The organism is Malaciobacter pacificus, assembly GCF_004214795.1.
In the GTDB taxonomy this organism is placed as follows: domain Bacteria; phylum Campylobacterota; class Campylobacteria; order Campylobacterales; family Arcobacteraceae; genus Malaciobacter_A; species Malaciobacter_A pacificus.
In genome coordinates this window covers 1,213,566-1,226,104 of sequence record NZ_CP035928.1, presented here as the reverse complement: position 1 = coordinate 1,226,104, position 12,539 = coordinate 1,213,566, and the positions used below count along the sequence as shown (strand labels likewise).

Genomic DNA, 12,539 nt, shown 5'->3' with positions numbered 1-12,539 from the left:
AAATTTAAAAATTCAAGGAGTAATGATTGGAAGATAGTTCCCCGAAGTGCAGTTTATTTAAAGGTAAGATAATATGGAAATTTTAATCTTACTATTTGTTGCGGTTATCGGTACATCGTTTTTATGTTCAATTTTAGAATCAATTCTATTATCTACGAACATTTCTTATATATCAGTATTAGAAAACAACAATCCTAAAGCTGGTAAACTTCTAAAAAAATTAAAGACAGACATAGATAGTTCTATTGCTTCTATTTTAATATTAAATACAATTGCAAATACTTTAGGTGCAACAGCAATTGGTGTTCAAGCTCAAAATGTTTTTGGTGGTGATAAAACTTTAGTAATGATTGTTTCTATTGTACTAACTTTTATGATTTTATTTTTTGCTGAAATAATTCCTAAAACTATAGGTGCAGTTTACTGGAAACAACTTGCCCCTTATGCAGCAAGAATTATAAACTTTTTTATTTTCGTAACATATCCAATAATTATTATGACTCAATTTGTCACAAAAAAAATAGGTAAAGAAAATAATGATACAATATCAAGAGAGGAGTTAATTCACTCTACTTTACTTAGTGAAGAAGAGGGAATAATTGGTGACTTAGAGTCTGATATTATTGAAAATACTTTAACATTAAACAACATTAAAGTTAAAGATATTTTAACTCCTAGATCTGTAATGTATGCTATTCCAAAAGATGCAATAATTAAAGATATTACAGAAGATAAAAGGACTTTTAAGTTTTCAAGAGTTCCTATTTATGATGGTAGTGTTGATAATATTGTTGGGATTGTATTAACAAAAAAACTATTTAAACAAGCAATTGTTGATAATGATGTTTGCATTGAAACCATAATGAAACCGGTAATTTCTTTACATGAAAACATTCCTGTTTCAAAAGCTTTAAATATGTTCATTCAGAAAAAAGAGCATATGTTTATTGTTCATGATTCTTATGATCAAACAGAAGGTATTGTTACACTTGAAGATTGTATTGAAACACTTTTAGGTTTAGAAATTATGGATGAGTCAGATACAACTGCAGACATGAGAAGACTAGCTTTAAATAAAATGAAAGCAAAAAGAAAAGAAAAAGAGAAAGGAAACTAAATGAGTCAAAAAAATACTATTATAGCTATTTTTATTGTTTTTGTAGTAGCTTTACTTTTAAGTGAAGGTGAACCTAAGAAATTAGCCCACTGGGATTATAGTGAAGACAAAGGTCCTAAAGAATGGGCAAACCTTGATGAGAGATATAATATGTGTGGAGAAGGTAAAAATCAATCTCCTATAAATATAACAGATTCTATTGATGCGGAACTTTTACCTTTAAGATTAAAAGGTGAATCAAAAGCGGAAACATTTGTTAATAATGGACATTCAGTTCAAGTTAACTTTAACAATGGAAGTTATATCAATATTAGTGATAAAAAATACTCTCTAAAACAGATTCATTTTCATACACCAAGTGAAAATCAGATTAAAGGGAAAAGTTATCCTATGGAGGCTCACTTAGTTCATACAGATTCTTATGACAATATTGCAGTAATTGCTGTAATGTTTGAAGAAGGTAATAATGATAATTTAACATTAAATAAATTATTAAGAAATCTTCCTGAAAAATATGAAGATGAGATTATTACAGAAAACGTAAAATCTATTGTTACAGGATATGAAATACTTCCTGAAAATAGAGATTACTATTTATATAATGGATCTTTAACTACTCCTCCTTGTAATGAAGGAGTAAAATGGTTTGTATTAAAAAATGCAGTTAAAATATCAAAAAGTCAATTAGATGATTTTACAAAAGTAATGCCTAAAAATAATAGACCTATTCAAGAAATTAACGCTAGAACTATTCTACACTAATACTGAAAAATATATAGAATTAATTTTCTATATATTTTCTAACAAATAAATTTTTCAGATACATATAAAATAAGAAATTTTTAAATTATTTTTAAATAGAATATTTATAAATCTATTTATAAGGAATTAAGATGACAATTAAATTAAGAAAAAGTGATGCTAAAGAGCCATTTTCATTTGTTTTTTTAAATGCAGAAGGTAAAACTATAGTTAAAAGTGAAAACTATGCTCAAAAAGCAAGTGCTAAAAATGGTATTGAATCAGTTAAGAAAAATTGTTTAGAAGATTCAAGATATGAGTTAAAAGAGTCATCTAATGGAAAACCTTTTTTCAACATTAAATCAACAAATGGTCAAATTGTAGGAACAAGTGCATTATTTGATACAGAAGCTGATAGAACAGCTGCTATTGCAGAATTAAAAGTAGATAGTGAAAGTGCTGAGATTATTGAAGAATAATTTTATACTAACTATTAGTTCAAGAGTGAATGTCTTTTAGGCATTCACTTTTTTTTTGCTATAATCTAAAATTTAATATCACAAAAGGTTTATTATGAGTAGTACTTTTGATTATGAAAAGTTAAAACTATTTTACATAGGAAAAGAGAAAATTGATGAAAATACATCAATACCATTAGTATATAAAAACAAACATTTAAGAACTCATGCAGCTATTATTGGTATGACAGGAAGTGGTAAAACAGGACTTGGTATTTCATTACTTGAAGAAGCTGCTATTGATAATATACCTTCAATAATTATTGACCCAAAAGGTGATATGGGAAACCTTTTACTTACATTTCCCAATTTAAAAGGAAGTGATTTTAAGCCTTGGATTGATCCACAAGATGCAATTAACAATGGTATTACATTAGAAGAAGAAGCAAAAAAAACTGCTGAACTTTGGGAAAAAGGAATAAAAGGAGACTATCAAAGTAGTGATAGAATTCAAAAATTAAAAGATAGTGCTGATTTTACTATTTATACTCCAGGTAGTAGTGCAGGTGTTCAAATATCAATTTTATCTACATTTAAAGCACCTTCAAATGAAGTATTACAAGACCATGACTTATTAGTTTCACTTGTAAACTCTACAGTTTCATCTATACTTTCATTAATAGATGCTAAAAATGACACTTCTTCAAAAGAGGCTATATTAATCTCTTCTATTTTTATGAACTACTATACTCAAGGAAAAGATTTAAGTTTAGAAGAACTTATTACACTTATTGTTACTCCACCTTTTGCAAAAGTTGGTATTTTTGATTTAGAGACTTTCTTTGCTCAAGATGATAGATTAAAATTAGCATTAAAGTTAAACACTATTATTGCTAATCCTTCATTTAAACAATGGATTGAGGGGCAAGCTTTAGATATTTCAAATCTTTTATATGATGAAAATGGTAAGGCAAAAGTTTCAATTTTTTCAATTGCTCATTTAAATGATACTCAAAGAATGTTTTTTGTTTCACTACTTTTAAATCAAATGGTTTCATGGATGAGAAGACAAGAAGGAACAAGTTCATTAAAAGCCCTACTTTACATGGATGAAATTTTTGGTTACTTCCCTCCAAATGCAAACCCTCCTTCAAAACAACCTATGCTTACACTTTTAAAACAAGCTAGGTCTTTTGGAGTTGGAGTTATTTTATCTACTCAAAACCCAGTTGATATTGATTATAAAGGTTTATCAAATATTGGTACATGGTTTATAGGAAGATTACAAACTAAACAAGATATTGAAAAAGTTATTGATGGATTAAGTTCAGCCAATGAAGAAGGAATTGATAAAAACTCAATCGCAAAATTAATCTCTAATTTAGACAAGAGAACATTTATTATGAAAAATATAAATGAAGACGGTATAAAAGTTTTCCAGACAAGATGGGTACTTTCATATTTAAAAGGTCCAATTTCAAAAGATGATATTAAAAAACTTATGAGTGAAAAGATTGAGAAATTAAAATCATTTATAACTCATAGTTCAAATAATCTTCAAGAAAAAAATGAAGTGAAAAGAGATGTACCAAAACAAACTGAGCAAAAAAATATTAAACCAATAATTGCAAATAACTTAGAAGAAAAATACTCTTATATATCTCAAAGTGATAGTTACTATTTACAACCTTATTTAGCATTTTCTTGTGATGTACACTTTGTAAATAGTTCAAAAAATATAGATAAAAAAGAAGAGTTTAAATATAAACTATACTTAAATAGAAAAGTTTCACAAATCGACTTTGAAGAGATTGAGACTTTTGATGAAGTTAAGCTTGAAACAAAAGAGAGAATAAATACTAACTATTATGATATTCCTACTTTTATTCAAAATGATAAAGAGATAAAAGCTATTGAAAAAGAGTTTGATAATTTTATTTATAGAAACAAAAAGTTAACTCTATTCTCAAATAGTAAATTAAAACTTATTTCAAAACAAGATGAAAGTTTAGAAGATTTTAAAATCAGATTACAAGATAGATTAAATGAAGCAATTGATGAAGATGTAGAAAAACTACAAGAAAAATTTGAAAAACAAGAAGATAGATTAGAAAAAAAACTTGAATCTTTATATGACAAATTAGAGAAAGAAGAAGCACAAGCAAGTGCAACAACTACAGATACTCTAATAGCAATTGGAACATCACTTTTAGGAGCATTCTTTGGTAAATCAATAGTTTCTAAAACAAATATAGGAAAAGTTGCTACAAGTGCAAGAAAAGCTGGAAAAGTCATAAAAGAAAGAAATGATATAAAATATGTTCAAGAAGAGATAAATGATGTTCAAAATGAAATTTCTGATTTACAAAAAGAGCTAGAAAAAGAGATTGAGCAAATTAATGAAAACTATCAAATAAAAAACTATGAAATTGAAGAGATATTTATAAAACCAAGAAGAAATGATATTTATGATATAAAAGTTGAACTTTTATGGAAGGAAGAATAATGAAAGATAATTTGATAGATTTTTTAGACTCTATTCAAAGTGTTTGTATAAACTCACTTGATGATAAAGAGTTTCCTTTTTCATCTTATGCACCATATGTAAGGTATAACAATAAATACTATGTTTACCTATCCCTTATGGCTAAGCATTCACAAAATCTAATAATAAATAACAAGTGTTCTTTACTATTTATTGAAGATGAAAAAGATTGTAAAAATATTTTTGCTAGAAAAAGAGTATCATTACAGTGTCATGCAAAAAAATTTAAACAAAATAGTGAAGAAGAAAAAAAAGTATTAAATGAATTTAAATCAAAATTTGATTCAGATATGGTTTCAATGTTAGAAAAAATGTCTGATTTTTATGTTTTTGAATTTACACCTATTTATGGTGAAGCTGTTTTTGGTTTTGGGAAAGCTTATAATGTTGGTGGTGAAAACTTTGATGAACTAATACAAAGAGCTGGTCAATCAGGTCACGGCCATGGTCATGGTAAAAAATAGCCTTTAAAAAATTTTAAATAGAACTTTGTATTTTATATCACTTTTTGATATGAATCCAAAGTTTCTACTATCGATACTATCAGGATTTGTTCCTACAAGAAAATATTTATTATTTTGGATTTCTTTGATTTGTTTAATCATCATTCCATAATCTTTTTGGAAAAATACTACAATATCCCCTACTTTTAGATTTGAAAATTTAGATTTAATACTTAGAACTATTTGTCCATTTTTATATAGAGGGAAAAGTGAATTTCCCTCACACTTAAAAAGTTTTATCATAAAACAGGAACTACAATTTCCTCATTTGGAGCGTAAGCTGCTTTAACTCTTTTTGTCTCTTTTTCTTTTACTGCCCAGAAGATTTCTGCAAATTTATTTACTTCTTTAAGTAATTCAACAGCTTTTTCTCTAGAAACATGTTGTCTATTTGCACTTCCTAACATCATAATATTATGAACAATAGTATGAATTTCAGGATACTTCTCTATTTGAGGTGGCTTAATAAAATCTCCCCAAATAATTCTAATTTCATGTTTAACTTTTTCTGCTTCTTCTTCTTTAACAGCTACATGTCTTGAAATTGTGTTTATATATTCTAAAGAGTCAGACTTTTCTAAACCTTCCATAAGGTCAACCATTCTTATTACACTTAAAGCTGCAATTTGAGCTACAATTGGGTCATAAATCCCACAAGGTACATCACAATGCGCTTTTACCGTATCTATTTTAAATAAGTTTTTCATAAAGCAATCCTTTCTTTAAATTTAATTCATTATACAACTTTTAAATTAATAGTCAATACTTATTAAGTAGCTTTAAATATTTTTCCATCACCCGAAATTAATATTGCCATTGGTTTAGTATTTTCAAACTGTGATAGAATAATTAATAATATCATCATCAAAGGTACTGATAAAAACATCCCAACTGTTCCCCACATAGCACCCCAAATTACCAAAGAAAGAATAACAACAAATTGAGAGATATTTAACTTATTTCCCATAAGTTTAGGATATAAAATATTTCCTACACTAAATTGAACTATGATTAAACAAATCAATAATGCAAAAATAGTTGAGAAATCTGTAAACTGGACTAATGCAAAAGAAAATGGAATTACAACAGCTATAATACTTCCAATAGTTGGAATAAAGTTTAATACAAAGGCAATGAAGCCCCATAAAACTGCCCCTTCTAATCCAAAAAATAGACATATAAAATAAGTTAATACACCTGTTAATAAACTTATTATTGTAGTAATTGATAAATACATTCTAATTGTTTTAGAAATAGATGTTAATACTTCTTTTGCCTTATTTCTTGTTTCATAATTAGAAAAAAGTGCATTAATTTTTGCATTAAAAAATCTTTGGTCTAAAAGTAAAAAAAGTACATATAGTAATATTTGAATTATATTACTAAAAATTGAACTAAATGCTGCTATTACTTTATTTATAAGTGTTGCTAAACTAAATTGCTCAAAAAGTTTTTCAATTGGAGTTATAATATCATAAGATGTATATGCTGATATTTTTTCTAAAATCAGTGCAAACTTTCCATCTAGTTGAGAAATTGTAGAACTTAGTTCAACCATTGAACTTGCAATAAAACTTCCAATTTCAAACATAAAATAGACTATAACAATCAAAGAGATTGGTATAGCCATGATTTCTCCAAAATTTGAATTCATAAATGGTAACTTTTTTATTTGATTTGCTAAGGCATTTATTAAAAACCAAATTAAAATTGCAATTGCAATTGGTGTTAAAATATCACTTAAACTACTCAAAGCAAACACAACTAAACTCATAAACGCTAAAAAATAAAATGCTGCTGTGAAGTTAGTATTATAAACCTTTGTTATATCGTTTTTATCAGTAACTATATTCTTTTCTAAAAAATCCAAAATCTGCCTTTAAATAATTTTGTATATAATAACAAAAATCTTATATGAAATCTATCTTAAATGGAAAAAATGAATCAAACTACTAATAGAAAAACGTGTTATAAATGTTATAGACCTCAAGCTTCGTGTATTTGTGACTTTATTAAAAAACCTATTAATACAAATACTAAATTTGTAATTTTAATGCACCCTAAAGAGTATAGAAAAACTAAAAATGGTACTGGTCATATGACAAGAAACTCTTTAATTAATAGTGAACTATATGTAGGGATAGACTTTTCTAATCATAATAGAGTTAATGAACTAATCAATGATACTAATTACGAATCATATATACTTTATCCAGGAGAAAATAGTATCAGTTTAAATAATGAAAATATAAAATCTTCGAAAAATTTACTACTATTTATTATTGATTCAACTTGGCCTTGTTCAAGAAAGATATTAAGAGTTAGTAAAAACCTACAGAAGATAAAAAGATTGAGTTTTACGCATAAAGAAATATCAAATTTTAAAATAAAAACTCAACCAAAAAACTATTGTTTATCAACTATAGAATCAACAAAAATTATTTTACAACTATTAAATGAACAAAAAATAGAAGATATAGAAAATGAATCTTTAAGTGAGTTTTTAAATCCATTTGAACAAATGGTTAATTATCAACTCGATTTTACAAGTGAAGAAAAAAAAAGTATTAGATATAAAGAAAATCTTTCTACTTAACTATCATAATAGTTATATGTTAAAGTTACTAAATCTTTAGATTTTTCATATAACCAAATTTGTTCTACAAAATCTCTAATCAAAACCAATGCAATATCATTACCTTGAGCAACAACATATAGTTGAGGAACTTCTTGTGTTTCTTTATCATAATAATATGAAAGGCCCTCTAATCTATTTTCTAAATCTACTCTTTTAACAAAATTACCATTTTGGTCAAATAATAACAAACCTTCATTTTTCCAAGTAGAAGATAAATAGATATTTGATATTAAATCATAACTTAAAGAGTTGATATCAAAGTCTTCAATATATTTTCTAATAGACAACCATTTTTCATCTACAGCATCAAAGATATAAAATTTACCATATTTACCAGATACAAAAACTCTATCACTTAGCCTATCATAGGCTATTCCTTTTGAATTAAAAATTTTTCTTCCAACTGGTATTTTATTAATACTTTCTTCTTTTGTATCAATATTTATAATTTTTATTCCATCATCTAATACTTCATAAACTTTTGATTTACTTGGATTAAAAGATACCTTTTTCTTAATTTTTGTATTAGAATAACTACTATCAAGTGGGCCATATAAATTAAACTTTATAAAATCTAATTTTTCTGATAATAATTCAAAATCAACTTCACTTTGAACTTTATTAGATTGTGCTAGCTTGGCAACTATTTTATTTTCAGATTTATTTTCATTTACAATAATTGTTTCATCATTTATTTGCTTATAAAAGTATGAAACTCTATTTTGACTATAACTATTTTTTAAATATTTGGCAAAATTCAAAAAATCTAAGTTTTCTAGATTTTCTAAATATACCAATTCTTCATATTTTTTATAAAATTTACTTTTTGAAACAACTTTTGATTCCTGATTATTAAAGACAACTAAATTTATATTTGTATCATCACCTAAACTAACATCCCATATTACTTTTTGTTTTGATAATAACACTAAAATAATATTTTTACCTGGCTTATCTACATTTATTTTTATTGTTTTATTAGCTCTACTTAAATTACTTTCACTTAATACAACCACTTCACTGTCTTTAAAGATATCAAAAGTAATTACATTATTCTCTAGCTCTTTAGCTTTTGCAGAATAGACCATTTTATCAGGGTTTTCATCAAGTTTTAGAAATTCATGAAGTAGTACTGTTTTCTCTAAGTTTTGATTTATATAATAGAATCCAGTTAAAATCAAAACAATTAAAATAATCCATCCAAACAATACTTTCATATGATTCCTAAAAATAAAATAACTTTATTATACCCTTTTTAATTTTAATTAATATTAGAATAATGAGAAATTCTAAAAAATATTATTAAAAAATTATAATTAACAGTATTTTTTAAACAGTTTTTTGGTATTTTAATAATTTAATATGACAAAGAAACTATAAGGGAATATAATGTCAAAAAATAAATTTATTTTTTCAATTTGCTTACTAACTGCAACTAATCTATTCGCAAATTTAGAAAATAATACTACTAATGAAACTATAATTAATACTGTACCAACTACTAGCACAAATAATTTAGAGATAAAAGAGATAGAACCAACATTTGAAGAATTAATAAGTATTGATTTAAAAAATGAATTAAAATTGAAGCAAAAACTTCTTTTTACAACAAATAAATACTTAAGAACATACTACAAACAAAATAATTATTTACCATTTTGGTTTGATGAAAAAGGTATAAAAGAGATATCTTTAACTCTTTTAGATAGTATTAAAAATGATCCCGTAATCGAACCCCATGCTACAAAAGCATTTAAACTTGAAAAAATATTAGATGCTCTTTCAAATATTGATAAATCTCCTGAAAACTATAATAAGTCAATGATTCAAATTGATTTTATGCTAACAGAAATTTATGATAGATATATGAGATATTTATCAAAAGGTACTATAAATTGGAAGAAGTTTCAAAGAAGATTAAATGAACTAAAGAGAAAAGATATTTTAGCAGATTGGGAAAAATTTAACGTAAAAACTGATAGTAAAAAACTACTTATTGAAGCTATTAATAAAAATGATTTAAATATCGCTTTTTCCCAAGTAAATTTCACATATCCAAACTCAGATAAATTAATTAGTGAAATTGATAAACTAGAAGAAATCTTAGAAAATGGTGATTATGTAAAAACTCCAAATTTCAAAAAAAGTTTAAGAGTCGGTGATAAATCAGAAACAATTAAAGTTCTTAGAAAAAGATTAATTCAAAGTAATGATTTAACTAGTAACTGTGTACAAACTATAGTAGCTGATGAAATTATTACAAATAATATTCAAACTAATGAAACATCTTCTCAAATAGCTCAAAAAGAAAAATTAGTTTCAAATGAATTAAAACAAATTGACTGTGAAACAATATTTGATGAAGAGTTAAAAGAAGCTGTAATATCTTTCCAAAAAAACCATGGATTAACACCTGATGGTGTAGTTGGACCAAATACAAGAAAATTTTTAAATATTTCTGCAAAAAATAAAATTGACCAAATCAGATTAAATTTAGAAAGAATGAGATGGCTACCTAGAGATTTAGGTGAAAAATTTCTACTAGTTAATATTCCTGATTATAAACTAAAAATGTATGACAATGGAGAAGTTAAATTAGATATGAATGTTGTAGTAGGAGAGAAAAAACACCCTACTCCAATTTTTTCAAATGAGATGTCATATATTGTTTTAAATCCTTATTGGAAAATACCAAGAAGAATTGCACAAAAAGAATTAATCCCAAAATTAGTTGATAATCCCAACTATGTAAATGAAAAAGGTATCCGAATTCATGAGGGGTGGGACCCTAATACCTTACCACTTGATGCAAATTCAATTAATTGGCAAGAGTATCATGCTTATTTAGAAAACAAAGAAGCAATTAAAAAAGATAAAAATGTTGAACCAATTGAAGTAAGTGAAGAGACTTTAGCACTTCCTGCTTTAAGATTCATTCAAACTCCAAGTAATAATAATCCACTTGGTAGAATGAAATTTATGTTCCCAAATAAATATTCAGTATATATGCATGATACAAATGCAAAATCTTTATTTAGAAGAACAACTAGAGCATTTTCACATGGATGTATTAGGCTAGCTGAACCAAAAGAGTTACTCAAAACTATTTCAAAATATGATTCAAATATAAATATCACCAAAGCAGATGAAGTTTTACAAGAGAGTGAAAAAAAAGATATTGGATTAAAAAAAAGAATTCCTGTACATATTGTGTACTTAACATCATGGGTTGATGAAAATGGGAAACTTCAATTTAGAGATGATATATATAAATATGACAGAATGCAAAAAGATTTAATTTTTTAATAATCAATTAAATCTAAATTATTAGAAATATGCTTTATATTATTTTCATTTAAAGCATGTTTCTCTTCAAGCACTTTCATAAAAAATCTTACTTCAGCATTTGTAAAACCATCTGGTTCTTTATCTTTTATTGATACTTCATCTTCTTGAAGTCTAATTCTTTTTAATTTTCCATTTGTTAATTTTGCATAATAAACAATATCTAATTGAGTTTGATTAACTTTTTCAATAGTTACTATAATTCTATCTGTTTTTACGTTGAACTCAAAGGCAGGAAAAAGTTTTTTAAACTCTAAAGTTGATAAATAACCAATATACAATTTTGTATACACATCAAAGTATAAACTTAATTTTGATGAAGAAAAAAATTTCAAATCTACATCAAAAAACTTATGAGCTCTTGATTTATCCAAAATCCATTGTAAAGTTGGAAAATATTGAAACTTTTTATACCTAACTTTTAAAGTCTCTATAAACTTTTTATTTTTAGGAACACTTAATGTTTTTATATCTTTTTTAGCTCTTTTTGCAAAAATGATTTTTTCTAATAGTTCATCATCATCTAAATCATCTGTTACCCAAATTGTTGCATAATCTGGGAAGTTTTTTAATCCAACAGAACCTTTTGTTACAACAATTAAAGCTTTTATATTTAAATTTGGAAAAATTAATTTTAAGAGTGCATGTTTTTTCGCAAGTCTTTTATTTAAACTTGCAGTTTTTTTTGAAGTACTCATCTCTACAAAATAAATACTATCATGAGTAAAAAACAGTGCGTCAAACTCTGATATATCTTTATAAGCAGATCTATACACAATTTGAGAACTACTATCTATTAAAAGTCCACTTTTGATATATAAGTTCTCTTTATCTTGATAAGGGCCTTTTAATACAAACTTTGTAATATCATCATTTGTTAAAGCATAATCTAAAAGTAATTCATAAATAACATTTTCATAGACCTCACCTCTAAAACTACTATATGCAGAGATGTATGATAAGTCTTCTTTTGAAACATTATTATTTAATAATGCCCTTAAACTTCTATTATCATATGAATAGTGGAATAGTTTTTCTTCAATATTATCTATTTGTAAATTCTTAATTTTTTCTGTTATTTTAAACTGTTGCAATTTTAAGTAAAAGTATTTAAATACTTTTTTCCTTTTCTAAAGTGAATTGATTATATCTAAATTAATTTTAATCAACTTTAATCTACCATAACAATTAG

12 protein-coding genes are annotated in these 12,539 nt (G+C 25.4%); 7 read left to right on the top strand and 5 right to left on the bottom strand.

What is annotated here, in order from left to right; genetic code table 11:
- Window positions 1-73: 73 nt before the first annotated feature.
- The 5 genes from APAC_RS06195 (at window position 74) to APAC_RS06175 (ending at window position 5,325) form a co-directional block, all read left to right on the top strand.
- Window positions 74-1,117: a CNNM domain-containing protein gene (locus APAC_RS06195; RefSeq protein ID WP_130233283.1), complete on the top strand. Its 1,044-nt coding sequence runs from the start codon at window positions 74-76 to the stop codon at window positions 1,115-1,117.
- The gene (locus tag APAC_RS06190) at window positions 1,118-1,879 is read left to right on the top strand and encodes a carbonic anhydrase (protein ID WP_130233282.1); all 762 of its coding nucleotides are present in this window, start codon (window positions 1,118-1,120) and stop codon (window positions 1,877-1,879) included. It abuts the gene before it with no gap.
- Between the two features lie 131 nt (window positions 1,880-2,010).
- Window positions 2,011-2,337, top strand: coding sequence for a YegP family protein (locus tag APAC_RS06185; RefSeq protein WP_130233281.1), 327 nt, complete (start codon window positions 2,011-2,013; stop codon window positions 2,335-2,337).
- A 94-nt stretch (window positions 2,338-2,431) separates the two neighbouring features.
- Window positions 2,432-4,822: a helicase HerA domain-containing protein gene (locus tag APAC_RS06180; RefSeq protein WP_130233280.1), complete on the top strand. Its 2,391-nt coding sequence runs from the start codon at window positions 2,432-2,434 to the stop codon at window positions 4,820-4,822.
- Window positions 4,822-5,325 carry a HugZ family pyridoxamine 5'-phosphate oxidase gene (locus tag APAC_RS06175; protein WP_228255963.1) on the top strand — a complete coding sequence of 168 codons (504 nt, stop codon included), beginning with the start codon at window positions 4,822-4,824 and terminating at the stop codon, window positions 5,323-5,325. Before APAC_RS06180 ends, APAC_RS06175 begins: the two co-directional genes overlap by 1 nt.
- 3 nt (window positions 5,326-5,328) lie before the next feature.
- Here APAC_RS06175 and APAC_RS06170 read toward each other — a convergent pair whose 3' ends face one another.
- From APAC_RS06170 to APAC_RS06160, 3 genes are all read right to left on the bottom strand, one after another.
- A complete protein-coding gene (locus APAC_RS06170) occupies window positions 5,329-5,607 on the bottom strand; it encodes a S24/S26 family peptidase (RefSeq protein ID WP_130233279.1) in 279 nt (92 codons plus the stop codon).
- On the bottom strand, window positions 5,604-6,071 hold the full coding sequence (sodN, locus tag APAC_RS06165) for a superoxide dismutase, Ni (protein ID WP_130233278.1): 468 nt from the start codon (window positions 6,069-6,071) through the stop codon (window positions 5,604-5,606). The genes APAC_RS06170 and sodN overlap by 4 nt, the downstream gene beginning before the upstream one ends.
- Window positions 6,072-6,133: 62 nt before the next feature.
- Complete coding sequence (locus APAC_RS06160; protein ID WP_228255962.1) at window positions 6,134-7,234, bottom strand: AI-2E family transporter; 1,101 nt, start codon at window positions 7,232-7,234, stop codon at window positions 6,134-6,136.
- Between the two features lie 69 nt (window positions 7,235-7,303).
- On the opposite strand from APAC_RS06160, the gene APAC_RS06155 reads away from it, so the two are divergent.
- Entirely contained in the window at window positions 7,304-7,960 is a 657-nt protein-coding gene (locus APAC_RS06155; RefSeq protein WP_130233277.1) for a tRNA-uridine aminocarboxypropyltransferase, read from the top strand.
- Here the strand turns inward: APAC_RS06155 and APAC_RS06150 are convergent.
- The gene (locus tag APAC_RS06150) at window positions 7,957-9,219 is read right to left on the bottom strand and encodes a hypothetical protein (protein WP_130233276.1); all 1,263 of its coding nucleotides are present in this window, start codon (window positions 9,217-9,219) and stop codon (window positions 7,957-7,959) included. The genes APAC_RS06155 and APAC_RS06150 overlap by 4 nt on opposite strands.
- A 172-nt stretch (window positions 9,220-9,391) precedes the next feature.
- Here APAC_RS06150 and APAC_RS06145 point away from each other — a divergent pair, with 172 nt between their 5' ends.
- Window positions 9,392-11,308: a L,D-transpeptidase family protein gene (locus tag APAC_RS06145; protein ID WP_130233275.1), complete on the top strand. Its 1,917-nt coding sequence runs from the start codon at window positions 9,392-9,394 to the stop codon at window positions 11,306-11,308.
- Here APAC_RS06145 and APAC_RS06140 read toward each other — a convergent pair.
- A complete protein-coding gene (locus APAC_RS06140; RefSeq protein ID WP_130233274.1) occupies window positions 11,305-12,441 on the bottom strand; it encodes a hypothetical protein in 1,137 nt (378 codons plus the stop codon). The genes APAC_RS06145 and APAC_RS06140 overlap by 4 nt on opposite strands.
- Between the last annotated feature and the right edge of the window lie 98 nt (window positions 12,442-12,539).

Excerpts from the sequence above, each read along its gene's own strand:
- APAC_RS06195 (WP_130233283.1), top strand. The coding sequence starts at position 74 with ATGGAAATTTTAATCTTACTATTTGTTGCGGTTATCGGTACATCGTTT.
- APAC_RS06190 (WP_130233282.1), top strand. The coding sequence starts at position 1,118 with ATGAGTCAAAAAAATACTATTATAGCTATTTTTATTGTTTTTGTAGTA.
- APAC_RS06185 (WP_130233281.1), top strand. The coding sequence starts at position 2,011 with ATGACAATTAAATTAAGAAAAAGTGATGCTAAAGAGCCATTTTCATTT.
- APAC_RS06180 (WP_130233280.1), top strand. The coding sequence starts at position 2,432 with ATGAGTAGTACTTTTGATTATGAAAAGTTAAAACTATTTTACATAGGA.
- APAC_RS06175 (WP_228255963.1), top strand. The coding sequence starts at position 4,822 with ATGAAAGATAATTTGATAGATTTTTTAGACTCTATTCAAAGTGTTTGT.
- APAC_RS06170 (WP_130233279.1), bottom strand. The coding sequence starts at position 5,607 with ATGATAAAACTTTTTAAGTGTGAGGGAAATTCACTTTTCCCTCTATAT.
- sodN (WP_130233278.1), bottom strand. The coding sequence starts at position 6,071 with ATGAAAAACTTATTTAAAATAGATACGGTAAAAGCGCATTGTGATGTA.
- APAC_RS06155 (WP_130233277.1), top strand. The coding sequence starts at position 7,304 with ATGAATCAAACTACTAATAGAAAAACGTGTTATAAATGTTATAGACCT.
- APAC_RS06150 (WP_130233276.1), bottom strand. The coding sequence starts at position 9,219 with ATGAAAGTATTGTTTGGATGGATTATTTTAATTGTTTTGATTTTAACT.
- APAC_RS06145 (WP_130233275.1), top strand. The coding sequence starts at position 9,392 with ATGTCAAAAAATAAATTTATTTTTTCAATTTGCTTACTAACTGCAACT.